Annotated in this window: 26 protein-coding genes and 1 pseudogene; 15 read left to right on the top strand and 12 right to left on the bottom strand. The window is 59.6% G+C overall.

Going from position 1 to position 24,295, the window contains the following annotated elements:
* Positions 1 to 47 precede the first annotated feature (47 nt).
* From NITLEN_RS17275 to NITLEN_RS17205, 14 genes and pseudogenes are all read left to right on the top strand, one after another.
* Positions 48 to 434: a cyclophilin-like fold protein gene (locus NITLEN_RS17275; protein WP_121990894.1), complete on the top strand. Its 387-nt coding sequence runs from the start codon at positions 48 to 50 to the stop codon at positions 432 to 434.
* Between the two features lie 3 nt (positions 435 to 437).
* Positions 438 to 1,019 (top strand): annotated as a pseudogene (locus NITLEN_RS18960) (DUF507 family protein).
* Between the two features lie 19 nt (positions 1,020 to 1,038).
* Complete coding sequence (locus tag NITLEN_RS17260; RefSeq protein ID WP_181416962.1) at positions 1,039 to 1,482, top strand: tetratricopeptide repeat protein; 444 nt, start codon at positions 1,039 to 1,041, stop codon at positions 1,480 to 1,482.
* A 25-nt stretch (positions 1,483 to 1,507) separates the two neighbouring features.
* Positions 1,508 to 1,975 carry a thioredoxin-dependent thiol peroxidase gene (bcp, locus tag NITLEN_RS17255; RefSeq protein ID WP_121990890.1) on the top strand — a complete coding sequence of 156 codons (468 nt, stop codon included), beginning with the start codon at positions 1,508 to 1,510 and terminating at the stop codon, positions 1,973 to 1,975.
* Between the two features lie 17 nt (positions 1,976 to 1,992).
* Positions 1,993 to 2,853, top strand: a complete 861-nt coding sequence (locus tag NITLEN_RS17250; protein WP_146216239.1) for a hypothetical protein — start codon at positions 1,993 to 1,995, stop codon at positions 2,851 to 2,853.
* Between the two features lie 92 nt (positions 2,854 to 2,945).
* Positions 2,946 to 4,307, top strand: a complete 1,362-nt coding sequence (gene radA, locus NITLEN_RS17245; protein ID WP_121990888.1) for a DNA repair protein RadA — start codon at positions 2,946 to 2,948, stop codon at positions 4,305 to 4,307.
* Positions 4,291 to 5,172, top strand: a complete 882-nt coding sequence (locus NITLEN_RS17240; protein WP_121990887.1) for a hypothetical protein — start codon at positions 4,291 to 4,293, stop codon at positions 5,170 to 5,172. The genes radA and NITLEN_RS17240 overlap by 17 nt, the downstream gene beginning before the upstream one ends.
* Entirely contained in the window at positions 5,169 to 5,960 is a 792-nt protein-coding gene (tsaB, locus tag NITLEN_RS17235; RefSeq protein ID WP_121990886.1) for a tRNA (adenosine(37)-N6)-threonylcarbamoyltransferase complex dimerization subunit type 1 TsaB, read from the top strand. The genes NITLEN_RS17240 and tsaB overlap by 4 nt, the downstream gene beginning before the upstream one ends.
* Entirely contained in the window at positions 5,953 to 6,492 is a 540-nt protein-coding gene (gene rimI, locus NITLEN_RS17230; protein ID WP_181416961.1) for a ribosomal protein S18-alanine N-acetyltransferase, read from the top strand. The genes tsaB and rimI overlap by 8 nt, the downstream gene beginning before the upstream one ends.
* Before the next feature lie 18 nt (positions 6,493 to 6,510).
* The gene (locus tag NITLEN_RS17225; protein WP_121990884.1) at positions 6,511 to 6,753 is read left to right on the top strand and encodes a DUF465 domain-containing protein; all 243 of its coding nucleotides are present in this window, start codon (positions 6,511 to 6,513) and stop codon (positions 6,751 to 6,753) included.
* 3 nt (positions 6,754 to 6,756) lie between these two features.
* On the top strand, positions 6,757 to 7,581 hold the full coding sequence (gene tatC / locus NITLEN_RS17220; protein WP_121990883.1) for a twin-arginine translocase subunit TatC: 825 nt from the start codon (positions 6,757 to 6,759) through the stop codon (positions 7,579 to 7,581).
* Positions 7,582 to 7,594: 13 nt separating this feature from the next.
* Positions 7,595 to 8,677, top strand: a complete 1,083-nt coding sequence (locus tag NITLEN_RS17215) for a ligand-binding sensor domain-containing protein (RefSeq protein ID WP_121990882.1) — start codon at positions 7,595 to 7,597, stop codon at positions 8,675 to 8,677.
* Positions 8,678 to 8,870: 193 nt separating this feature from the next.
* The gene (locus NITLEN_RS17210; protein WP_121990881.1) at positions 8,871 to 9,380 is read left to right on the top strand and encodes a peptidylprolyl isomerase; all 510 of its coding nucleotides are present in this window, start codon (positions 8,871 to 8,873) and stop codon (positions 9,378 to 9,380) included.
* An 18-nt stretch (positions 9,381 to 9,398) separates the two neighbouring features.
* On the top strand, positions 9,399 to 10,154 hold the full coding sequence (locus NITLEN_RS17205) for a hypothetical protein (protein ID WP_121990880.1): 756 nt from the start codon (positions 9,399 to 9,401) through the stop codon (positions 10,152 to 10,154).
* 29 nt (positions 10,155 to 10,183) lie between these two features.
* Here NITLEN_RS17205 and NITLEN_RS17200 read toward each other — a convergent pair whose 3' ends face one another.
* The 8 genes from NITLEN_RS17200 to NITLEN_RS17165 all read right to left on the bottom strand — a co-directional run bounded on the left by NITLEN_RS17200 (position 10,184) and on the right by NITLEN_RS17165 (position 19,965).
* Positions 10,184 to 11,542, bottom strand: a complete 1,359-nt coding sequence (locus tag NITLEN_RS17200; protein WP_121990879.1) for a TolC family protein — start codon at positions 11,540 to 11,542, stop codon at positions 10,184 to 10,186.
* Positions 11,539 to 12,756, bottom strand: a complete 1,218-nt coding sequence (locus NITLEN_RS17195; RefSeq protein ID WP_121990878.1) for an efflux RND transporter periplasmic adaptor subunit — start codon at positions 12,754 to 12,756, stop codon at positions 11,539 to 11,541. Before NITLEN_RS17195 ends, NITLEN_RS17200 begins: the two co-directional genes overlap by 4 nt.
* 3 nt (positions 12,757 to 12,759) lie before the next feature.
* Positions 12,760 to 16,023, bottom strand: a complete 3,264-nt coding sequence (locus NITLEN_RS17190) for an efflux RND transporter permease subunit (RefSeq protein WP_121990877.1) — start codon at positions 16,021 to 16,023, stop codon at positions 12,760 to 12,762.
* Complete coding sequence (locus NITLEN_RS17185; RefSeq protein ID WP_121990876.1) at positions 16,017 to 16,448, bottom strand: response regulator; 432 nt, start codon at positions 16,446 to 16,448, stop codon at positions 16,017 to 16,019. The genes NITLEN_RS17190 and NITLEN_RS17185 overlap by 7 nt, the downstream gene beginning before the upstream one ends.
* Positions 16,449 to 16,720: 272 nt before the next feature.
* Positions 16,721 to 17,212 carry a hypothetical protein gene (locus tag NITLEN_RS17180; protein ID WP_121990875.1) on the bottom strand — a complete coding sequence of 164 codons (492 nt, stop codon included), beginning with the start codon at positions 17,210 to 17,212 and terminating at the stop codon, positions 16,721 to 16,723.
* Between the two features lie 239 nt (positions 17,213 to 17,451).
* The gene (locus tag NITLEN_RS17175; protein WP_121990874.1) at positions 17,452 to 18,093 is read right to left on the bottom strand and encodes an NAD(P)-dependent oxidoreductase; all 642 of its coding nucleotides are present in this window, start codon (positions 18,091 to 18,093) and stop codon (positions 17,452 to 17,454) included.
* Positions 18,090 to 18,788, bottom strand: coding sequence for a nucleotidyltransferase family protein (locus NITLEN_RS17170; protein ID WP_219999492.1), 699 nt, complete (start codon positions 18,786 to 18,788; stop codon positions 18,090 to 18,092). Before NITLEN_RS17170 ends, NITLEN_RS17175 begins: the two co-directional genes overlap by 4 nt.
* Positions 18,772 to 19,965 (bottom strand): XdhC family protein, encoded by a 1,194-nt coding sequence (locus NITLEN_RS17165; protein WP_121990873.1) that lies wholly within the window; start codon positions 19,963 to 19,965, stop codon positions 18,772 to 18,774. Before NITLEN_RS17165 ends, NITLEN_RS17170 begins: the two co-directional genes overlap by 17 nt.
* Here NITLEN_RS17165 and NITLEN_RS17160 point away from each other — a divergent pair.
* Positions 19,964 to 20,176, top strand: coding sequence for a hypothetical protein (locus tag NITLEN_RS17160; protein ID WP_121990872.1), 213 nt, complete (start codon positions 19,964 to 19,966; stop codon positions 20,174 to 20,176). The genes NITLEN_RS17165 and NITLEN_RS17160 overlap by 2 nt on opposite strands.
* 2 nt (positions 20,177 to 20,178) lie before the next feature.
* On the opposite strand, the gene NITLEN_RS17155 is transcribed toward NITLEN_RS17160, so the two are convergent.
* The 4 genes from NITLEN_RS17155 to NITLEN_RS18345 form a co-directional block, all read right to left on the bottom strand.
* On the bottom strand, positions 20,179 to 22,389 hold the full coding sequence (locus NITLEN_RS17155; RefSeq protein ID WP_121990871.1) for a xanthine dehydrogenase family protein molybdopterin-binding subunit: 2,211 nt from the start codon (positions 22,387 to 22,389) through the stop codon (positions 20,179 to 20,181).
* Positions 22,390 to 22,416: 27 nt separating this feature from the next.
* Positions 22,417 to 22,872 (bottom strand): (2Fe-2S)-binding protein, encoded by a 456-nt coding sequence (locus NITLEN_RS17150; protein ID WP_121990870.1) that lies wholly within the window; start codon positions 22,870 to 22,872, stop codon positions 22,417 to 22,419.
* A gap of 102 nt (positions 22,873 to 22,974) precedes the next feature.
* Positions 22,975 to 23,571, bottom strand: coding sequence for an HdeD family acid-resistance protein (locus NITLEN_RS17145; protein ID WP_121990869.1), 597 nt, complete (start codon positions 23,569 to 23,571; stop codon positions 22,975 to 22,977).
* Positions 23,572 to 24,105: 534 nt separating this feature from the next.
* On the bottom strand, positions 24,106 to 24,295 hold a 190-nt coding region (locus tag NITLEN_RS18345; protein WP_219999491.1), incomplete at its 5' end, for a hypothetical protein.

The raw sequence follows: 24,295 nt of genomic DNA, 5'->3' as shown, positions 1-24,295 counted from the left end.
CAGGCCGCAATCAATGCGATTATCCATACCAGCACACGCAATATAATATGATGACAGATCCAGCGAAGCGCATTCGTATCACTGTGGGCGGAGTACAACTTGAAGCCGAACTGAAGGGGTCGAAGACTGCCGGGGAGGTATACGCCGCCTTGCCGGTCGATGCGCCGATCAACACCTGGGGCGAAGAGTTTTACTTCAAGCTGGCTGGGGTCAAAGACTATCGTGAAACCGCGACCAATCAAGTAAAAGTCGGCGATGTTGCGTACTGGGGCGCGGGGCAGGTGCTGGCGATTTTCTTCGGTCGGACACCGATGAGCATGGGGCCCGATCCGGTGCCGGCGGATCGTGTCAATGTGATCGGAAAAATTGTGGGCGATGCGACACAGTTCCGCCGAGTCATGGAGGCGACCACCATCCGCGTCGAACGAGTCTAGGCTATGCGCATATCCAAAGACCGGGTACATCACATGGCTGAGTCGGTGGTCGCGCACCTTCAGCAGGACGGACAGCTCGACGTCACCGGCGATCGCAAGGCGTTTGTCGAATCGTTAGTGCAGGTCATTACGACGGAGCTGTCGATCGAAGATGTGTTGAATGCCGAGGTTCGGCAAATGCTCAAGGCCTATGAAAAGCAAATCGAGCAGGGGCAGGTCGATTATCAACGAATGTTCACGATGATCAAAACGAAACTGGTCCGTGAACGGGGCATCATTTTGTGATGCGCGATCGGTGAGCCGCTAGTTATGTTGAGCGAAGATAAAGTCAGCCATCTCTCCCACATCATCCTGCAGGCGGTGAAGAAGAGCCCGCTGGCCAGCCAGAAGGGCGATGATGCCCGCATGCTGAAAGACATCAAACGGGTGCTGGCGGTTGAGCTGGCGCAGGAAGAGGGGGTCGACCGGAAAGTACGCGCGAAACTGGCCTCCTATTCTCGCGGCATCGTCGAGGGGAGTTCCGAGTGGGACGTGCTGTACCGGAAAACCTTCGAGGAAGAACTGCGGAAGCATGGGAAGGGATAGTGGCATGCAGGGAGGCACCGTGAAACTGCTGATGATCGTCTGTGTGGTGTGTGCGCTGGTAGGGATGGGGGCCTGTTCCTCGAAGCCGAAACCGCGTGTCTTCGTACCACTGGCGCTCATAGATGGCGGCGTGAAGCCTCAAGCGATTACCGCGACGGAGCAAGGCACTCAGGCGTACCAGGCGAAACAGTTTGAGGACGCCAAGAAATATTTCGAGCAGGCGGTGACCGTTGCGCCGCAGTCGGGCCAAGCCCATTATAACTTTGCGCTGGCGCTCAATGCGCTGGGCGACACCGAAGCCGCCCGGCAACACTTTCTGGAAGCGGCGAATCTGGCGCCCGGTGACAAGACTATTTGGGACTCCCCGGCGTTGTCTCCTTACGGCAATCCGAATGTGCCTAAAGTGCATAAAGAGCATCAGTATGGAACCTCACGACCTGGAATTGGCAGCGGACCACGGTAGCGTCGCCTAAAAAGGAATCGTCAGCATGGCCAAGGAACTCGCAGTCGGGATGAAGGCGCCGGCATTCTCGTTGCCGGATCAGGATGGGAAGACGGTTGCGTTGAAAAGCCTCAAGGATACGCAGGTGGTGCTATATTTTTATCCGAAAGACGATACGTCCGGATGCACCAAAGAGTCCTGTGGGTTTCGCGATGCGATGGCGTCGATCAAAAAGGCGGGCGCGGTCGTGATCGGGGTGAGTTTCGACGGCCAGACGTCTCACCAGAAGTTTATCGCCAAATATGACTTGCCGTTTACGCTGCTGAGCGATCTCGAAAAGGCAGTGGCGACGGCGTACGACGTGTATAAAGAAAAGAGTATGTACGGCAGGAAATATATGGGCATCGAACGGAGCACGTTCGTCATCGATACCGAAGGCAAGCTGAAGGCCATCTTTCGGAAAGTCAAAGTCGATGGTCACGTCGACGAGGTCCTGGCCGCCTTGCGCGCATAATGCCCGTGCGTGAGATCATGCGTCACTTGTTCCATACGGTCTGTCTCTTTTTCCTTATCATAGTTTTCAGTCCTCCTGGTGCTGCGAGTGCGGCAGGGACCACCCCGGCGACGCTCCTCGTCACTGACAGTTTGGCGTCACCCAATCAAACGGCCATGGTTGAAGCGCGGCTGATGTCGCGCGGGCCCGCCCCTACAGGGCTGGGAGGCGAACCGCTTGAATTGCTCGTCTATGGCAAAGTGGTGGCCACCGCGGTGACCGGCGAGGACGGGACAGCCCGGTTGCCCTTCACCCCGAAAGCGCAGGGGGTGATTCCGGTGCAGGTGCGAGTCGGTGAAAGTATGCGGGTGGCGCCGACCGAAGGTCTAGGGCACCTGGCGATCTGGGAACGGCGCAATCCGATCGTGGCCGTGGAGTTGGCCGCGCTCATGGCCGCGCCGCAGGCGAAGCCTGCCGCATCGGATGCGCGCAGCAAGCCTGAGCCGGAAGGGACGCCGCTGCCCGACGCCGCTGATGAGCTCGGGAAGCTGACGCAGTTTTATTATCGCGTGATGTATGTCGTGCCGTCGGCCTCCTTCGGCGGCGATCGCTTTCAGGCCAGCGAGTCTTCGCGGGAATGGCTGAAGCTGCACAAGTTTCCCACGGGGTATGTGCTGGTTGTGCCGGTAGGCGAGCAGGCGTTCGGAACCGCCATCGATGCGTTGCATGCGGACGGATGGAAAACCGTCAAGACCGGCATCGGCCGGACCAAAGCCTTCGCCGAAGCTTTTCTCCAGCGACGATTAGATGCCGTGATGGTTCCAGAGCCGGCCAAAGGGGAAGCTCCGCGCAAAGCGAAGGTGGCGAAGGAATGGAAAGAGATACGGAAAAAGTTATAGCGGGCGGGCTGAGGTTCATCTCCTTCCTTTCAGTGGTTTCTTTCCATTAATATAGCGTCCGATCGGTTTCGCTAAATTTGAGGCCTTGTCCCATGCGTGCGAAGACCAGTTTTTCCTGCCAGTCCTGCGGGCATCAATCGCCGCGGTGGATCGGGCGTTGTCCCGATTGCGGCGGCTGGAATACGATGAAAGAAGAGCGGCAGGCGCCGACGGGCAAGGGGCGTCCGGTGGCCATGAAGATGGCGCAGGCCAAGGCCACGCCGATTGCCGAGATTGAAGTGGTGGGGGAAGACCGCCGGCTCACGCGGATCAGCGAGTTCGATCGGGTCTTGGGCGGCGGGGTCATTCCCGGCGCAGTCATTCTGATCGGCGGCGATCCCGGTATCGGCAAGACTACGTTGTTGTTACAAGCGTTACCGCGGTTGGCCTCGAAGGAAGCGCCGGTTCTGTATGTGTCTGGGGAAGAGTCTCCCCGCCAGATCAAAATGCGCGGGCAACGGCTGGGTATCGAGCATCCGAATCTGTTGATCCTGGCGGAAACGTCACTGGAGCAGATCCTCAAAGCCGTGCAGGAAATTCAACCAGCCGCGCTTGTCGTCGATTCCATTCAAACGGTCTATACCGAACAGATCACGTCGGCGCCAGGCAGTATCAGCCAGGTGCAGGAAGTCGCCGGCCAGCTCATGTCGTTTGCCAAGCGGGCAGGCGTGCCGGTCTTCATCATCGGGCATGTGACGAAAGAAGGGGCGATCGCCGGCCCCCGGCTGCTGGAACACATCGTCGATACGGTACTCTACTTCGAAGGCGATAAAGGTCATAGCTATCGGATTCTCCGTGCGGTCAAAAATCGCTTCGGCTCGACCAATGAGATCGGTGTGTTTGAAATGAAGGATGGCGGCCTCGAAGAAGTGGCTAACCCTTCTGAATTGTTTCTGGCCGAGCGGCCGCAGCACAGCACCGGGTCAGTTGTGGTGTCGAGCCTGGAAGGAACCAGGCCGATCCTCGTCGAGCTGCAAGCCCTGGTGTCGTCGACCAGCTATGCCATGCCGAAACGTGTGGCGAACGGAGTGGAGTTGAGCCGGGTTTCGCTACTGCTGGCGGTGATGGAGAAGCGCTTGGGAATGCATCTGTCCGGGCAGGATGTCTATGTGAATGTCGTCGGCGGCATGCATATCGATGAGCCGGCGATCGATCTCGGGATTGTCGCGGCGGTCACGTCCAGTCTCCGCGAAGTGGCAATTGAGCCGGGTTTATTGGTATTGGGAGAAGTCGGCCTTGGCGGAGAGGTGCGGGCCGTGAGCCAGGCGGAATTGCGGATACGGGAAGCGGCCAAAATGGGATTCAAACGCTGTCTGTTGCCGGAACGGAACCTGGCTAAGGTCGATCCGATCGATGGGATTGAGTTGATCGGCATCCATGAAGTGGGAGACGCGCTCGATGTCGTATTTGCGTAGTACGGTGATGCGCGTCACGGGTCACGTTGTTCTCATCCTGCTGCTCTGTGTCTTGGTATTTGGTTGTACGACGACGCCTGCTCCGGAAGAGGCGGTGGGGCTGAAGCAGGCGACAGCCGAGGAGCTGGCCACGCTGCTGCGTCAACGCGAAGCGGCGATTCAGACGATGAAGGGCCTCTTCAGCGCGAGGGTGCGCGGCGGCTTGATTCCGATTTCCACGCGCGTCGAAGGCGCGGTCTACTATCGCCGTCCGAACAGCATGCGGTTGCGTGGCTTTACGCCGATTGGCGGGGAGCTCTTTGAATTTGTCCAGGCCGATGAGCTGTATATGCTGCGATTGCCGACGATGGGACGAGTGTTGAGCGGTCGTCAGTCGGACATGAGTGAGATGGGCAAGCTGGCCCGGCCGTTTGAACTCAGTGTGTGGGCGATGGGCGGCGTGCTGGGCACCAGCGCTATTGGGAAAGACGAGACGACGAAACTGGTCGAAGAGGGAACGCGGTATCGATTGGATGTGTTTGGCCCGCGACCCGGTGTGGCCTCGACGGACCGGCCCCTGCTCCGGCGGATGTGGTTTGACCGCCGTACGCTGTTGGTGGTGCAGGAGGAGCGGTTGAACGGCGACGGGGAAATGGATGCCTCCATCCAGTATGAGGATTTTCGTTCAATCGGGGAAACAGCGCTGTCGGCCAATGGCAGTCCCGATTCTCGCCTGTTGCGCCCCTTTAAGATTTCTCTGGAAGATGGGCGGGGGCAGGGCAGCGTGCAGGTCACGTTCCATGAAATCATTTCCAATCAGGAATTGAAGAGCGAAGAGCTCGGGCGTGTGTCACGCCGGCCGTCATTGTCGGAGCCGGCATCATGAAAATCTTGGCTGTCGAAACGGCAACGTCCTGGCAGAGCGTCGCACTTCTCGACGACGACAAGGTGCTGGCGCGGGAAGATCAGGAGGCCACCGGTGCGCATGGCACGCTCTTGCTGCCGGCGATCACCAGACTGTTGGCTAACGCCGGACTCACGCTCATGCAGTTGGACGGGCTGGCTTGTTCCAGCGGGCCCGGTTCGTTTACCGGTTTGCGTGTGGGAACGGCGACGTTGCTGGGACTCCGGGCGGCCACCGATCTTCCGCTGGTTTTAGTTCCGACGTTGGAAGCCATGGCCTGGTCGCTCAGAGGAACATCCGGTCCGATCTGCCCCGTGCTCCCCAGCCGTAAAGATGAAATCTATTGGGCCGTGTTTCGTTGGGGCACCGATGGCCTGGTTGAGCGTCTCGTTTCTGAGCATGTCGGTTCGCCGCAGGCATTGGCACAGGCACTCACGGGTACGACCACCATGTTCGGGGAAGGATGGACGATGATGGAGCCGGCTATTCGAGCGGCCCTTGGCCCGGACGTCACGATCATTCCGGTCTCCGGAGATCCGGTGCGACCCTCGGCCGTCACCGTCGGTCAGGCCGGCATCGAACGGCTGCGCCGGGGTGAGATTGCCGGCGATCACGTCGCGCCCTTGTATGTCCAGCGAACCGAAGCAGAAATCCGCTACGAACAATCGGGCGGCGTCTCGCCAGTGGCCCGCCGGCAGGCCCGCGTGGCCACCAAAACCGCTGCCAGAGCGGCACGCCAACCTCGATCAACGGGGAAGACGCGTGGATAGCGCAATCCAGATCATACCGGCCACCCTGGCCGATCTGCCCGATTTGTTACGCCTGGAAGAAGCTTGCTTCTCGGCCCCCTGGACGCGCAAAATGTTGGAGGCGGAACTGACCGGCAACCAGTTTGCACACTTTCTGGTGGCGCGTGAGACAGCGAAGACAGCGACAACGGATGGGCCGATCGTCGGGTCCCTGTGTTTTTGGATTGTGTTTGAAGAAGTGCGCCTGATGAATCTTGCCGTAGCGGAGCAGATGCGACGTCGAGGAATTGCCGCGGCCCTGGTGGATTCCGCCTTGCACACCGGGCTCATGCAAGCCGCCACCCGCGCCGTACTTGAGGTGCGGGCCTCCAACCAGGCCGCGCTCGCGCTCTACCGGCGCTTCGGATTCACGCAGGTGTCGGTCCGCCCCGCATATTATTCCAATCCAGTCGAAGATGCAGTGCTCATGGAGATGGAGCCGATTGTGATTCCCGCCGGCTCCGGGCGCAGGTCTGCGCCCGTCAACAAGGGAGGCTCAGTTCCCGCTCACTAACCGACCAGGAGGTGTGGCATGCAGACTGAACAGGGACTCGCGGACCAGCTTCGACAGACCAGCCGTGAGTTCAAATCGCTTGAGGAAACCCATCACCGGCTCGACGGTGAGCTGAACGAATTGCAACGACGTCATGTGCTGACGCCCCAGGAAGAAGTCGTGAAGAAGCATCTGCAAAAAGAAAAATTGGCAATGAAAGACAAGATGGCGGAGTTGCTCCGTCAATATCGCGAGCAAGGCACCGTCCACGCCGCGCACTAAGGAATGTCCCGGTCGCCGGTCGGTCCGGCGGCCGGGTGCCCACACACCATGGCCCAGTTCATCAACCCGCTTGCCGCCCATATCAGTACCGTCAAGCGGCGATTGATCATCATCGCGGCCACGTTATTGGCCGCGCTCATCGCCACCTTTTCCTTTTCCGCCGATATGATTGCCTGGCTGAACCGGCCCTTCCCCAATCAGCTGGTGTTTTACGGACCGACCGAAGCGCTGTTTGCGTCCATCAAAGTGTCCTTTCTGTCCGCGGTGATCGTCAGCCTTCCGGTGATCTTCTATCAATTCTGGAAGTTCGTCGAGCCGGCGTTGCTGCAGAAGGAACAGCGCTGGGCGATTCCGTTGTTCCTGCTGGCCGGAGGGCTATTCATTCTGGGGTTGGTCTTTTGCAATCTGGTCATCCTGCCGCTGGTGATCGACTTTTTCGTCAGCTTCGGAATGGATCGGGATATCACGCCGCAATTGAGCGTGGGGACCTATATCGATTTCAACGTGAAGTTCCTGCTGATTTTTGGTTGCGCCTTCGAGTTGCCGTTGGCCCTCACCTTGCTGGCCGTCGCCGGTGTCGTCACGGCCAAACAGCTGGCGCAATATCGCAAGCACGCGATTATGGCAGCCTTGATCATTTCGGCGATCGTGACGCCGGATGCCACGCTCTTTACCATGCTCTTGATGGCGGTGCCGATGATGGTATTGTATGAGATCGGCATTTGGGGCGCATGGATGTTCGGGCGCGGGAAGGACGGCAACGGCGGCATCGACCTTCCGCTGGATCCTGATTTGCCGATGGGATCCGCGGGAACGCGGATGCGATAAGGAAATAGCGCTGATGAAATCCTTCACCTGCATCGTCTCTGCCTGTTTACTGCTCTGCGGATTGGCTGTGTCTTCTTCCGGTGCAGAGCCGCCGGCTCCGCCACTGGATATGCCTTCTCCGCATGGGCAGGTGCCGGATAGCGACGCATTCGGGCCGGATGGTCCCTTCGGGCAGACCATCGCGAGCGTGCAGGCACTCACGCTCTCCGGCAAAGATACGATCTATGCAGGCTCTTTCGGGAACGGCATTTTCCGCAGCAGCGATCGGGGCGCCACCTGGACCGGCGTCGGTGCCGGGGTCAACGATCCCTTCATCCTCTCCATGGCGACCGGGCGTGACGGAACTATCTATGCCGGAACATTCAGGGGCGGCGTGTTTCGGTCTAAAGATGAGGGCAAGTCCTGGCAGTCGATCAACGACGGGTTGAAGCGGCTGGAGGTCAAGGCACTGCTGGTGACGAATGACGGGATTTACGCCGGGACCTCTGGTGGAGCCTATCGCTTGAATGCGGCCGGTGATAAGTGGACGATCGTGACATCCGGATTGGACGACGTGCTGGTCCACTCACTGGTGCGGTCGACAGACGGCACGCTCTTCGCGGGTACCTCGGGGAAAGGCATTCTCCGGTATAAGCAGAACGCCACCGGATGGGTCCGTATGCAACAGGGTCTCAAAGACCATGAGGGCATGATCGAGAATTTTATCCGGGTCTTGGCCATCGACCGGGAACAGGGGATTTATGCCGGTACCTTCGACGGTGGCGTGTTTCGCAGCGGAGACGGTGGATCCAGTTGGAAGGCGATCAGCCGTGCGTTACCCAACGATTCCATTCGGGGCATCGTGATCATCAATGAAGGGCTGATCGTGGCGACGGGTAACGGCATTTTCAAGACGGTCGACAAGGGGCGGCAATGGACGCCGCTGAACAAAGGGCTGACGAATCTTTCGATTCAAGTCATGACCGGTGGCGGGACGGGGCCGCTGTATGCCGGGACAAGTTCCGGGGTGTTTCGCAGCGACGATGGACAGAGTTGGATGGCAGTGAACCAGGGATTGGACGCGGGGTTGGCTCCGCCTCCATTCCGTTTTCGATAATGGCAGGCTGTTGATCAAGACCGCCAGCGTCGTTCTCGGAGTTCGCTGCGGCCTTGCCCGGGGAATGGCGTGTCTTGGCACGCCGAGGTGGGCGGGTGTGAACAGCGATCTTTCTGAACAGCCTGCAGAGAGTTCATGACGCCGGAGAGCGTCGGTAGTTTCTCACTAACTTGTTAACGGAAAGGATCAGGACATGGCAGACGCAGGCAATACGACGAAGGCGACGATCAGCGTGGCGAGCAAGGGGCAGGCGTTGGGCGACATTGTGTTGAATTTTTTCCCCGACGTGGCGCCGGGCCATGTGAAGAACTTTATCGATCTCGCGAAGAAGGGCTTCTATAACGGGACGACCTTCCATCGCGTCATTCCAGGATTCATGATTCAGGGCGGCGATCCCAACAGTAAGAATCCAGACCGGTCGACGCATGGCATGGGCGGCCCCGGTCATAAAGTGAAGGCGGAGTTCAACAGCAAGCCGCATAAGCGCGGGATCGTCTCGATGGCCCGGTCGAACGATCCGGACAGCGCCGGCTCACAGTTTTTTGTCTGCGTGGCCGATGCCAATTTCCTGGATTGGCAGTACACGGTGTTTGGTGAAGTCGTCAGCGGGATGGATGTCGTGGATAAAGTCGTTGGCATGAAGCGCGATGGGAACGACAATCCTTTCGAGCGCGTTGAGATGACGGTCGCCATCACGGAGTAACGTACGGAGTCCTGAGCGATGAGCGCTGAGCGGGAAAGCAAGTCCACGCGCACCTGGATGTCGAGGTGCGTCCTCTGCCTCGCCCTCAGCGCTCAGTTCGCGGGACTGCTTCTCCTGACCGGCTGCGCGATTCCACAGGTGCCGTCACGGACGATTTACGAAGACCCCGTGAACTATGTGCGCCTGGAAGAGGATCGCGGCTATCTCGTGGAGTGGCCGCCGAGCCATAACAGCCATCCGGCGACGCTGGGGCCGGATGTGCTGCGGTCTCTGTTGCAAGGGCTGGTCATTCAAGAGCACCGGATCTGGTTGCAACGGTGGATTATGGGAGACGCGCCGTTCCAGGCGGCATTTCAGGATCAGGAAATTACGCTCTTATCGGCCCAGCTGGCGGAGGCGCTGGCTCAGGCCAAGCCCAATGAGCGGGTGACCTTTTATCTGAGCGAGCCGCAAGCGTCGACTAAGCGTGTCGTGACGTCGGGCGGCCTGTACGTGAAGGGCACGGAGCTGCATCTGATTCTGGGGAACTGGCAGATCGTCTACGGAATTCCTACCTATGGGATGATCTATGACCGGCGCTATCCGATGCGGCCGACGGCGGCGAAGGGGTTTGATTTGTTCTTTCAGCCGCACGAAGCCATGCGGCGTACGGAGAGCAGTTGGATCGACGGTGTGCTGGCCAACGGGGCGGACGAAGTCGTCATCGATCTCAGCAAGTTGCCGCCACCTCCGGCGGTCTCCTCCACGATTTCCGGCAACCTGCCGGAGAACTGATCTGACCGGCGGACTTTCTTAACATCCTGTTATCGAATAGTCGGGTCGATTTGTAGCTGCGCACTACCGCCTGCGGCATAGGCGAGTGTCACCTCGGCGATCTTGTAATCGTACTGTGCTTCGGCCAGCTTCGTTTGTGCCGTGGTTAACCCCACTTCAGACTGTGTCACTTCCACGATCGTGCCGAGGCCGAGTTTGTACCGCTGCTTGGCAAGACTCAGGGCTTCCTGCGCGGTCTTCACCAGCTCCTCCGCCAGCTTGATTTGCTGTGTGAATGTAACCGCATCGAGATAAGCGTTCGTGACCTGTTGCGTGAGGGCTTGCTCGATGTTGCTGCTCTGGGCCTGGGCTGCCGCCTGTTGCGCCGCCGCTTCTTTCACCTGATTTTCGATGAGCCCGCCTGTAAAGAGCGGCATGGACACCATCCCACCGGCCGCCCACCAGCCGCCGGTTGCCACATTGCGGTTGGGGTCGAAGGTGTCGTAGTACCCGCCGCTGGCAATCGCGGAGACCGTTGGCAGGTATTGGCTCTTCATGGCCCGTTTCTTCGCCTCGGCCGACGCGGTCTGCTCCTTCGCCCGTTTCAACTCCGGATGGGTCAGGCTGTCTGAGATCAACTCAGTGAGCGCACGCGGAACTTTTACCTCGGTGGTGATGTCTTCCAGCGTGTAATCCTCCGATCCGGCGACACCCATCGTGCGGTTGAGATCGGCAAAACTGGACTTCAAATCATTCCGGCTGCGGACGAGCAGCGATTCCGCGTTGACCAGTTCCACCTTCACCAGATCCAGATCCAGTTTGGACTTGAGTTGCTGGCGATAGAGCGTTTCGATCTGGCCGGTAATGATCCCGCGTTCCCGCACCGTTTCTTCCGCGATGTGGACAAGCTTCTGACGCTTGAGACTGTTCAAATAGCTGCGTTGAATGGAGACGATGACGAGCGCGCGCCGGGCGTTGACGTCCTGCTCTTGGGCCCGCTCGCCGTATTGGGACGATTCCACCAGATTTTTCGTAAAGCCGAAATCGTAGATCCGTTGGCTGGCGAGGACACCGGCCGTATAGGTGCTCAAATTGGGTTGGAGTAAGGCGCCGCCGACCAAGAAGCGAGGATTGATGCGTCCGGATCCCGCCGACCCATCAGCATTGGCATAGACTTGCGGATAGTAGAGCGACTTGGTCTGGTCCGTCCTCGCACTGGAGGCGGCAAGGCCGGCGTTGGCTTCCTGCACGACGGGATGGTTTTGTAGACCTGTTTCAATCGCCTGCTGTAGGCCGAGAAAGCGGCCCTTGGTTGTCACGTCGCCGGACCCGGTCGGTTGAGCCATTGCCGGCGCGGGAATCGTCAGCAGCAAGGCAAAGAGAAGTGCGGTCGATCGAGTAGTTGTCATGGTTTCACTCCTTCGTATGGCGTAGGCGGCTGGCCTGCCGAACGTCGCTCAAATTTCTGTTGCGCGGGTTTGCCTTCAGGCAATTTGAAGGGGGCGGCTTGTACCGGGGATCCTTCCAGGAGTCTCCGCTTTCCGACCACCACCACATCCTCCGTGCCATCCAATCCGTTGGTGATCTCCATCCAGGTTCCGTTCGTGATGCCGGTCTGTATCGGTATGGATTTGGCTGTGCCTTGCGCAACGATAAAGACGGATGTGCCCTTCGCCCCGCTGACCACCGCTTGCGGCGGCAGGGCCAGGGCATTGGGAATTTCGCGCAGATCCAGCGCGAGTTCCGCATACGTGCCCGGCCTGAGAGCATGATCGGGGTTAGGCAGATCGAGTTCCACGAGCAGGCTGCGGGTGGACGGATCGAGGGCGAGCGTCGAGCGGGTAATCGTGCCGGTGAAGGAGCGATCTGGCAGTTCTTTCAAGAGCACCCGCGCCTTGGTCTTGCCGGGCGCGATCCAGGCGGAATCGTCCTGCGGTACATTCGCATAGACTCGCACCGTATCCAGATCCATGACGGTGAACAGCGGAATGGCGTTTGTCGCGGAGGAGGTCGCGATCTGGATCAGGGCTCCCGGATCGGCGAAGCGGGCGGTCACGATGCCGTCATAGGGCGCGCGCACTTTCGTGTACTCGCGCATGGCGGCCCGCTGTTGCATGAGATTCTTCGCGCCCTCGTAAGTCGCTTCCGCCACATCCACATCCTGCTTGGCGATGACGTCCGGCGATTCGTGCAGCACCTTGTCCAATCGTTCGAACGTGATCTTCTTGATCTTGTAGTCGGCCACCGCCTGCTGGTACTGCTCTTCCACTTCGGGCGCATCGATGATCGCCACTACCTGGTTCTTTTTCACGTGATCGCCCTTGTCCGGGCCGATCCATTTCAGATAGCCGGAGACTTTGGCATAGAGCGTCGTTTGGTAGCGCGGGCTGATATTGGCCGGCAGCGTGATGGTATAGATCAGCGTCTGTCTGGATGGTTTGGTGACCTGGACATCGACGGGATGCGTCGGGTCGATCTCCACGGAGGCGCCGTGCTCACCGGTTCCGCCACTGTCGTTCGTCGCCTGGGTTGCCGGTTTCTCCGGACGCGACGGAGATTCCTGCTGGCATCCGATCGTCGGGACGAGCAGGGTAAGCAGCGCACCGGTCAATAATCTGAACATATCCTAGATCTCCTCCGCAGTCTCAGGTCCGGCCGGCGGCTGGATCGGTTGTACCCGGCGTCTCAGCACCAGCGCATGCATGACGGGCACGACGAGTAAGGTCATCACGGTGGAGACTGCGAGTCCGCCGACGACCGCGCGCGCCAGCGGCACCATGGTTTCGTTCCCTTCGCCGAATCCCAGGGCGAGCGGCAGCAGGCCGAGAATTGTCGCGAGCGCCGTCATCAAAATAGGCCGGATGCGCCGCTTACCCGCCTCCAACACGGCCCGCTCCGCCGAGGCTCCGGCGTGCACCATGCGATTGGCAAAATCCACGAGCAAAATACTGTTCGAGACGACGATGCCCATCATCATGAGGGTCCCGATCATCGATTCCACGTTGACCGATGTGTCGGTGAAATGGAGGATGAGAATCGTCCCGATCCAGCCGAGCGGCACGGCCACCAGAATGATCAGCGGGTCGATGAACGAACGGAACAGGCCGACCATCACCAGATAGATCAGCAGCACCGCCAGCGGCAGCGCGAGCGCGAAATTGTTGAAGGCGGAACGCATGTTGGCGACTTCGCCTTTGAGTTGGATCGTCACGTCTTTCGGCAGGGTCACGGTCGCGAGGACGCGCTCGATGTCCTTGGCGACATGGCCGAGATCGTTGCCGACCGGTGTCACCAGCACGTTGATCAGCCGGGAGAGGTCGTAGTGATCGACGGAGTCTGGGCCGGTTTTCATGTTCAGGGTCGCGACGTCACGGAGCAGGACGGGCGGGCCGCGCCGCTCGTCCGCGGCATAGAAGCCGTTCGAGAGATCCAGGTTGCGTCCGGCAAAGGGCGTGTTCTGCAAGGCGACGATCGATCCGCCGCTGCCGGCGCTCGTGAGCGAGGAGGTGGGATTCAGCAGAGTGCGCGCGCCGATGATCGGAATGTTCAACAGATCTTCCGTTTTGGTCAGCGACTGCTCCGGGTATTGAGCGAGCAGGTAATAGCCGTTGGCGGTCTTGGGGTCGATCCAGAAGTTCGGGCTCAAGGCGATGTTGGAACTGATTCCGGTGATCACGTCTACGATCACGCGATCCTGGGTGATGCCGTAGTAGGCGGCCTTGGTCCGGTCCACGTCGATGTGCAGCTCGGGGTAACTCTTCCCCTGCTTGATGCGGACATCCACGGTGTTGGGCACCTGGGCGATTTTCTGCTGGATCTCTTCCGCGACCGGGCGAATGAGATCCAGCCGGGGGCCTTTCACCTGGATGTCGATCGGCGCGCGCAGGCCGAAGTTCAGCACGTCGCTGATGATCCCGCCGGTTTGGAACGACACCTCCACGCCGGGCAGTTCGTGCCGCAGTTTCTCCCGCATCGCGTTCACGTAGTCCTCGGTGTTGCCCTCATGGCCGGTCATGAGATTCACCAGCACAAAGGCGGTGTGGTTGCCGGTGTTGGGCGCGAAGCGCGCGGCGTCGCCGAAATAGAGACCGGTGTTGGAGATGACTTCTTCCAAGTCCTGCTTCGGGATCGTCTCCTGCACCAGCTTCTCGATGTCGGCGACGATGGCGGTCGTTTTTTCGATGCGCGAGCCTTCCGGCGCGCTGACGATCATGGTGAAGTTGCCGGCATCGACCTTGGGGAAGAACTCGCTGTGGAGGCGCGGCAGGAGCAGCGCGCCGGTCCCGAGCAGCGCGAGCAGCGCCAGGAGTATCACCACGGCTTTGAAGCGCACGCCGGCGCGGAGCAGCGGCTCGTAGACGGCCAGCACGAAGCGAAACCAGTCTTTCTGGTCGGCCTCTTCCTGTGAGCCGCTCCCGTGCCCTCTGTGGTAGAGGCGCGAGAGCACGACCGGCGTCACCGTCATGGAGACGGCATAGTCGGCCAGCATGGCAAAGGCCACGGTCATGGCCAGCGGGACGAAGAGGTACTTGATGATGCCGGAGAAGAACATGATCGGCAGATAGACGATCAGGATGCAGATCGTGGCGACCAGGATCGGCAGCGTGAGTTCGATGGCGCTGTCTTCTGCTGCGGAGCGGCCGTCTTTGCCCATTTCCAGATGGCGATGCAGGTTTTCTTGCACGACGATGTTGTTGTCCAGCAGGGTGCCGATCACCAGCGCCAATCCGCCGAGCGTCATGATGTTTACCGATTGGCCGGTCAGATAGAGCGCAACCAGCGCGGCGGTGAGCGAGAGCGGGATGGCGAGGGCGACGACCAGCGCCGCCTTGATGCTGCGGAGAAAGAGAAAGATCATCAGGCCGGCCAGCCCGGCGCCGAGCAACCCTTCCTTCTGCAAATTGGCGATGGCTTGCCGGATGTAGAGCGATTGATCGTAGAGGAACTTCACCGTGGTGCCGGCGGGAATTTCGGTCAGCTTCGGCAGCTTCGCGCGAATCCCGTCCGTCACTTCCAGTGTATTCGCGCCTTCCTGTCTGGTGATGGGAATGTAGGTCGCTTCGCGCCCGTTGACCCGCACGATGGAGGTCTGGATCGCCGCGCTGTCCGCTGCCGTGCCGATATCGCGCACCAGGATCGGCGTGCCGTTCACGACCTTAATGGGGATGTCATTGATTTTGTCTACCGCGTCGATGAGGCTGTTGGAATAGACGTAGTAGTCGAGGTCGCCGATCTTGATGTCGCCGGCTGGGATGATCGCGCTCTGGGAATTGATGGCCTTTACCACGTCGGAGGGCGAGACGCCGCGCGCCATCATCCGCGACGGATCCATGAATACGGTGATCTGCCGAACTTTGCCTCCCAGCGGAGGGCCGAACGAGATGCCGGGAATCGTCGCGATCTGCGAACGGATGTTGAAGTAGGCCAGGTCGCGGATTTCTTTCGGGCCGAGCGTGTCGCTGCTCACCGAGAGCAGGCCTATCGGCAGGCTCGATACGCCGAACTTATAGACCGAAGGCGGATAGACGCCAGGCGGCAACTGGCGGATGATGCTGAAGGCGAGGCTAGTCAGTTCCGATTGCGCCGAGTCGATACTGTATTCCGGCTGAAAGAAGACCTTGATGTAGCTCATGCCCGCGAGCGACTGCGACTCGATGTGTTCAACGTAGCTGGCCTCGACGAAGCGCTGCTCTAGCTTGAGCGTGATGGCGCCTTCCATCTCGCTGGGGCTCATGCCGCGGTAGAAGGTGGTGACGAGGATCGAGGGAATCTTGATTTCCGGGAAGATGTCCACGCGCATTTTCTGATACGACACCCCGCCCAGCACCAGCGCGATCATGCAGATGGCGAAGACGGCGTAGGGATTTTTCAGCGCGGCGCGGGTCAGCATGGGGTTCCAATCGTATGCGGCACGCGGTTTCTATCCAGCCAGTATCGGCAGATATCAGTGGCGCATTGAATGAGTTCAGTAAAGGTGCTCGGCTTCACGACGTAGCCGGTTGCGCCGCTGGCATAGGCGAGGGAGAGGTCGGACGCATCGTCTGACGTGGTAAAGACGACGACGGGGATGGCGGCAAGGCGGGTGTCTGTCCGCAGCCGTTTCAGAAACGCATCGCCCCGCTGCTTGCCCAGGTGCCAGTCGAGAAGGATTACTGTGGGAAGAGCTGTATGGGTGTTCAAAAAGTGAAGCGCCGCTTCGGCATCTTGCTCAGTGGAGAGCGCGACATCTAGGCCGGTCTGCGCCAGCGCCAGACGAAATAATTCCTGCTCGCCAGGGCTATCTTCGATCAACAAGATGGAGGAATGTGACCCCATTATAGAGAGGGGTCACAGCAGGGACCGTGCCGGAGGAGAGCAGGGCGTAGAGTGTGACGGAAATGTCTGTTGAAATAGTAGGTTACGGTGAGAATCTCACTTGATCGGCGAGTAGTCGTCTGCGCTTGAAGGGGGAATTGCACTGGAGAAATTCCATGGAGCAGGGGAATTTCTCCAGTGTGAATAAACCGGTGGCTGGGTGGTACTGAGGCCAGATACCATGATCTGGCCTCAGCAGCCGTTCGAAAGAAGACACTTCAGCGCGGAGTGTTTTAGTACACCAGCGGAATATTTGAGGCCAGTTCGAATTTGATTAACGCGCGAATCTTGCTTTCCATCTGGATGTAGCGGGCTGTTTTTGTCGCGGGCAATACCTTGCCGACTTTCTCCGCGCTGGAACGCTTCAGTTTCACTTCGGCCTCGTCGATCGCCAGCGCTTCAGTCAATAATTTTTGAGCCGTGTCATTCGTAATCATGCCCTTTCCCTCGTTGTAGGCTGAGGCATAGTCGGAGATGACTTTTCCGAGTCGGTCATCTAACTGGTTCAGATCAGTCTGATACGCATCGTACAGTGGCCAGAACGCTTTGGCCTCGGCATCCGTGAGGACCATATTTTCGGCCACGAGCAGTTTCTTGTCCGCTTTCAATTTTTCTTTCAGAATTTCCATGTTCGGCCCTCTGCCCGCGTTACCAGCCTCTTGAGCCAGAACCGGACTGGCCGCTAGCATGAAGAGCCCGCACACAAGCGCTGCTGCTACTCTCATAACGAAACCTCCTTAAAATTTAACGTGGAACAATCTGTTTGGATTCTCCCTTGTCTTCCGAGGCGACTGTCGCGATCGGATGGCAAGGGCTCCAATCTACACCTAGGGAGCGTGCACACACAAATACTCCTGTCGATCGTCTGAGGGTGAGTAACCAACTCATTCAGGATCAAGTGTCCGAGTGAGCTCTGGGGCGTAATGGTCTGGGTAAGGACATGCGGCAGGTAAGCGGCATGTCTTCAATATCCCACCGTAAAGCGTTGCCGACGGTGCATCGGCTTTTCCACTTCGTCGATCATGGCCATGGCATAGTCTTGGGTCGAGATGTGGCTCTTTCCGTTCGCGTCAGTCAGCAATTGGTCTTTTCCGAGCCGGAACCGCCCGGTCCGCTGGCCGGGGGATAGGTCGGCCGAAGGCGACAGGAAGGACCAATCCAAAATCGTTTCTTTACGCAGCAGATTCAACGCCTCGCGGGTTGCCAGTGCCCCCTGCTTCCAGTCTTTGGGAAATTCCGGAGTATCCACCAACTGGACGCCCGGCTTGATCTCTAGGCTGCCTGCCCCTCCCACCCAGAGGACGCGTGTGATGCCGGCCTCTTTCACGCCTGTGATGATGGCCGCGGTCCCTTTCAGCTGCTGGTTGTAGAGATCAGGATTGCTCGATCCTGAATTGAAGGCGCTGATCACCGCATCATGGCCTGCGACTAAGCGAGCAACCTCCTCGGGGTTGTACGCATCGCCTTTTTGCGGGCGAAGCCTCGGATGCGGTTGTAACTTCTCTGGATGCCGGGCGATCGCCGTGACGTCATGGCCACGGTCCAAGGCCTCTTTCAAGATGGCTGTCCCGACAAATCCGGTGGCTCCGATCAGCGCAATCTTCATGAGACATCTCCTTCTTCATTGCTGATGCCGTCTTCGTGTGGGGCTCGCTGTTGGAGGCGCAGGTAGTCGTCCGGTGTGTCCACATCAGTCGCGCCTCCTGGGAACGGCACGCGCACCACGTCGGATGCGTGAGCGGCGATGACGGTCTTCGCTCCTCCTGCGCCGCTGAGCGCCGCGAGTTCGGCGAAGGACTCACGTCCAAAGAGGGCCGGCACCCCCAGGGTTCCGTCATACTCCGACGCCATGATTCCTTTGTCGTTCGAATGATAGGCCGTGACAAGGCGGTCGATGACGCCGGCCGTCACATAGGGCTGGTCGCACAACATCAGCACGAGGGCCTCCGTCGCCTGTTGGCGGTCATCTGTCGTGAGGGCTGTGAGACCGGCGCGGATGGAAGACCCCATTCCCTCGGCCCACTGCTCGTTCAGCACAAGGTGGACGGGCAGATCGTCGATCTCGCTCCGGAGTTGCTCAGCATACGCGCCAAGGACGACGAAGACCGGGCGGCATACTGATGCGAGGGCAACCAGTGCCGCGTGCCGCAGCATAGTCTGGTCGCCATATCGCAGCAATTGCTTTGGGCTTCCCATGCGCGCCGATGCTCCCGCGGCGAGGATGATGATGGCCGTTGACGGGCTGCTCCGTTCGTTGTGCACATCGAATGCATCGATCCTGTGGTCAGTACTCGAGGCCACAATACATCGTCCCCTGCGTGGTTCCGGACGCGGCGATCACATTGTCGTCCACGTTCGGTTCGTGCAGCGGACCCTCTCTGGTTCTCAACATGCCGCCTAACCGGCCGGTGAGAACGGCTTTGATCTCAGCGACGGCCGCGAGTGCAATCTCTTCGGGGGTCTCGGCTCCGATATCGAGGCCAATGGGGCTGTACACCCGGCTGAGATGGTGTTCGCTGAGTGAGACGCCGGCCTGCTGAAGGTGGTCCAGCAGTCTTCGCGTTCTCCGCTTTGACCCAAGAATTCCTACATAGCGCACTGGTGACGGCAACAAGACTCGCAACAGCTCTGAGTCATGGAGAAAGTTATGCGTCATGACGGCGGCTACGGTACGCCCATCTAGGGTGATGTGTTCGAGCATCTCCTCCGGCCGGCAGGCGATCAGGACATCTGCCAGAGGGAAACGCGTGCGAGTCGCATGGCCCGGACGGGGATCGGCCAGGGTGACATGCCACCCTAGTTCTTTCGCTAGGCGAATGAGCGGGAGGGCATCGTGTCCCGCCCCGAAAATCACCAGCGGAACCGGCGGCAGAATGACCTCGATATACACGTCTGCGCGACCTGCGGCCAGCTCATACCGTTTGGCTGTGGAGGTGCTGCTTTCCAGCGCGCACGAGGAGTCCGCAAGAATGGCGTCCGCAAGCTCGCCGTCTCCGATGTCGTGTACTGCCGGTCCGTGTTCGCTCAGGAGTAAACGATTTCCGATCTTTGCCTTCGTTGTACCTTCTATTCCGAACACGACCGCGACAATTCCCGTTTGCCGGTGGCGGAGACAGTTGGCAAGAAATCCGAGGTGATCCTGCTCCTTGTCGTGAGTCATCGGCTCAATGAGCACATTCACGATCCCGTTGCAGCCGAGATTGAATTCCCACGCCACGTCATCATCGGACATCGAATCGTACGTGACCACACGGGGTTCGCTCCATTGAAGGACCCGCCTGGCCTGGTTCAGGACATCGCGTTCGAGACATCCGCCGCTGACGGAGCCGATGGTGTGGCCGTCGGCGGCAATCAGCATCCGTGCGCCGGCCCGCCGGTACGCCGATCCCGCGACTTGCACAACGGTCGCGAGCGCGGCTGGGGCGTTCTTTCGCAGCATGTCGCTATATGCATCGAGGATGGCTTGGAGCTCGCTCATGTTTCCCTCGGGGCTGTTCGATTCGTTGTCCTTACGGCGTGTCGGTGCGATTGATTCCCTGATAAGCCGCCAGGTCGATCCGGGTGCTGTCCGCAACGCCTGTCGGTTCATGCGGGGGCAGGATCAGCCAGCCTCCGGCTGTTATCAGCACTGCCACGGGCAGTATGAACAATGGGCACTCCGCGAGCGCTTCACGGGATGGTCCTTCTGAACCTATGTGGAACGCAGCTCAAGCCGGTTCACCGGCAGCTTCCGGATCCGTGTGCCGGTCGCCGCAAAGATGGCGTTCATCAACGCCGGCGCCAGCGCCGCCGTCCCTGGTTCACCGATGCCGCCCGGCGCTTCAGCGCTCTTCACCAGATAGACCTCGACCGCCGGGGCCTCATTGATCCGCAACATTTGGTAGTCGTGGAAATTACTCTGTTCGACACGGCCGTCCTTGAGCGTAATTTCGCCGTACAGAGCGGCCGTGAGACCGAACATGATGCCGCCTTCGATCTGCGCTTTCACGGTATCCGGGTTGACCGTCACTCCGCAGTCCACGGCGCAGACCACGCGGGTGGCGCGCACGTCGCCATCCTTGCGGACCTCGACTTCGACGACCTGCGCAATGTAGCTGCCAAACGCGAATTGCACGGACACGCCGCGGCCATGGCGCGCAGGCAGCGGCGTTCCCCAGCCCGCCTTCTTTGCCGCGAGGTCGAGCACGGCCGCGGCACGCGGCGAGTTGTCGAGCAGCGCGCGCCGGTATTCAACGGGATCTTTCTTCGCCGCCGCCGCCAGTTCGTCGATGAAGCTCTCGACGACGAAGATGGTGTGAGTGGGGCCCACCCCGCGCCAGAATCCGGTGGGAATACCGGGCGGTTCCTGGCGGACGTACTCCACCAAGATGTTAGGGAGGGTGTACAGTGGTTTGTCCGCGCCTTCCACGTCGGGATCGAACCCGTCTTTGAAGGCTGCCGGCATCCATCGCGCGTAGACCGAGGAGCCGGCGATGCGATGCTGCCAGGCGACAGGCGTGCCTTGTTCGTCAAGGCCGGCCGCGATTCGGTCGTAGTAGTAGGGGCGATACATGTCGTGCCGGATGTCTTCTTCCCTTGTCCACACGACTTTCACCGGGTAATTGACGTGTTTCGCGATCTGCACAGCCTGGGTGATACAGTCGACCTCCAGGCGCCGCCCGAAGCCGCCGCCCAATAACTGATTGTGGACGTGGACTTTCTCAAGCGGCAGACCCGTCACTTCGCTGGCTGCAGCCTGGGCATGCGTGACGATCTGCGATCCCACCCACACGTGGCACTCGTCTTTCCCGACGTGCACCGTGCAGTTCATCGGCTCCATCGTCGCATGCGCGAGGAACGGCATCTGATACACGGCTTCAACCTTTGTTACCGCGCCGGCCATGGCCTTGGCCGCATCTCCGGCTTTGCCCGCAACCGCAGCACTTTCTTGCCGCGACGCCGCGTCGAGCTGCGCGACGATATCGGCACTGTTGATTTTGGCGTGGGGGCCTTCGTCCCAGGTAATGGTGAGCGCGGCCAGACCTTGCTTGGCGGCCCACATATGGTCGCCGATGACCGCGACCGCATTGTCGAGGCGCACGACCTGACGGACTCCCTTGATGGTTTTCGCCCTGCTGTCGTCCACACTCGCCAGCTTGCCTCCGAAGACGGGACAGGCTGTGACGGTGGCGATCTTCATGCCGGGGAGTTTCACATCGATGCCGAATATGGCCTTGCCGTTGACTTTGTTCGGCGCGTCGAGGCGCTTGGCGGGGGTGCCGATAAGGGTGAAATCCTTCGGGTCTTTGAGCACGATCTTGTCCGGCATCGGCAACGTCGCCGCCGTATCGACCAGCGCTCCATACGCGAGCGTGCGGCCGCTCGCCGTATGCGTCACCTTGCCCTTATGGGCTCGACAGGAGGCCGGATCTACTTTCCACTTCTGCGCCGCCGCGGCCACGAGCACCATGCGCGCGGCAGCTCCGGCACGGCGGAGCGGCTCCCAAGCCGCTTTCACAGATGTTGACCCACCGGTGACTTGCATTTGCAGGAGGGGATTCGCGTAGTGCCGGATGTCGGGCGGCGCCGCTTCGAGGGTGACCTGCTTGAGATCGACTTCCAGCTCTTCGGCAATGAGCATGGGGATCGATGTGTAGGTGCCCTGTCCCATCTCGACATAGGGCATGATAAAGGTTACCAGACCAGTACGACCAATGCGGATGAAGGCGTTGGGCGCAAACTTCGCTTCGGCCTTGGCCTCAGCCGTTGCCGTGCGCCAAATTTTCTCAGGCATGATGAAGCCCAACAGTAGGCCGCCGCCGGCCGCCGCACTGATCTTCAGGAATGTCCGGCGGGACACGCCGCTGCCGGACTGGAGTTCTGGGTCGTCCTTCGCTGTATTCGAGGATGGTTCACTATTCATCGTAAGACTCCTTGCCTATCAGTGAAATCAGGACGGCTGGCCCGCCTGCTTGATCGCGGCGCGAATACGCACATAGGTCCCGCAACGGCAGATGATGCCGGCCATGGCCGCGTCGATGTCGCTATCGCTGGGGTTCGGATGGGCCTTCAGGAGCGCCGTGGCCGCCATAATCTGGCCGGACTGGCAATACCCGCATTGCACCACTTCCAGATCCTGCCAGGCCTTCTGGACTTTTTTGCCAACCGGCGTCTGGCCGATCGCCTCGATTGTGGTGATGGGTTTCTTGCCGACCGCAGCCACCGGCATGATGCAGGATCGAATCGGGTGGCCGTCCAGATGCACCGTGCAGGCTCCGCACTGCGCCATACCGCAACCGAATTTCGTGCCCGTCAGTCCAAGGACATCGCGCAGCACCCACAGGAGCGGCATGTCGTCCGGGACATCCACGGTCTTCTCTACCCCATTGATTCGCAGGGTCACCATTGTCGTCTCCTCTCGTGATAACGCGAGCGATGTCGCTCGCGACTGTTCTTGATTCAAACGGTTCCGTCTGTCTCTGCCGCACCATGCCGAGCCGAAGACCGGCTATCGGGCGCCAGCAGAGCCATGTTGCGCGGCTGCGAGATTGCCGTTTTGAGCGGGACGAACCGCCAGTGCCAGCATGATCCACCCCCAGCCGTTAAAAACCATGTCGATGCCGATATACATCCCGATGAACCAGAGGCCGGATTCCGGCCATTCCATCATGAGGAGCAAGCCGAAGAGGACGCTGACGATGCCGCTGGTCAGCGCCCAACCCCAATTGGGAAACCGGAGCGATAGGGCGGCAATACCTCGGAACAGGCCGCCGGCGAGGAAGAAGGCCGCCAGTAGGAGCGTCAACGCCAGGGCACTCGCCATTGGGTGAGTCACCATCAGGAGGCCGATCACCAGATCGAAGATCGCGGCAATGAGGCGAAGCGCAAAGCCGTCGGACTGCCGAGTTTGGAATGCGTGAACGACTTGGATGATGCCACTGATGAGCAGCAGGATGCCAAACAGCAGGACCGAGGTGAGCGTGACCGCAACGGAAGCCCAGAGAGCGGCAGTGCCTAACACCAGTAAGCCGATGCCGAGCGCGAGGAACCACTTCCACAGCCGTTGCATGTCATTGATCGAGGAGGTCCACGGTGATTGAATCATGGTGCCATTCCTTTCTATTCGATCACGGTTGCGGTGCTTCCGAATGAACGCTCTTCGAGGAAGACGTTCCTTCGGGAGGATGGTGAGACATTGGATAATGCGTGAACCTCACCACCTTTCGGGTAGGTGGGAGGAGCGACTGTCGCGGCGGTGTTGAGGTTACCTGACACGATGGCCGGGATTGCCGATAGCTCAATGTCTCGCGATTCAGGGGGCAGGACTTGTACTCGAACATTTGAAGGATGGGAACAAAAGAGGTGAGGCGGTAATCCTGCGACTCTAGAGAGAACCGGTCGGAATGATTTCAGCGATTTGGCAAGGTGCGTGCGCACCGGCGTCTGGAGGCCTGTGTTCTGTTCCGCCTTGCGGGGATAGCGGATAACATCCTGAACCATGGATTTCCTCGGTTGTGTTCAGTGCTATCGGAAGCGCGGGAGAACAGTACCATGAGAGTGAAAATAATACGACCCCTCATATCCGGTCAGTGATGAGAAGCTCGGGTAATTAGGTATGCAATCACGAATTTTAAAAATATCAGTAGATAGAGGTGGGTAAAGAGTTATTGAGTAAGTTCGGTGGCAGGAGCCATTCAGTTTGAACGGATGGCAGGGCGCTGCGGGGATTGTGGGCAAGGAGGATGTGGGGCCGGCAATAGTCAGAGGGGCTTGCGGTGAGTTGCTGCTGTTTTGCTTGCTGAGTTTTCGGCGATGAGGTAATGGTTCCT

Source organism: Nitrospira lenta (genome assembly GCF_900403705.1).
Classification (GTDB): Bacteria; Nitrospirota; Nitrospiria; order Nitrospirales; family Nitrospiraceae; genus Nitrospira_D; species Nitrospira_D lenta.
Note: the sequence above shows the minus strand (reverse complement) of the source record. Positions and strands in the feature narration are given on the sequence as shown.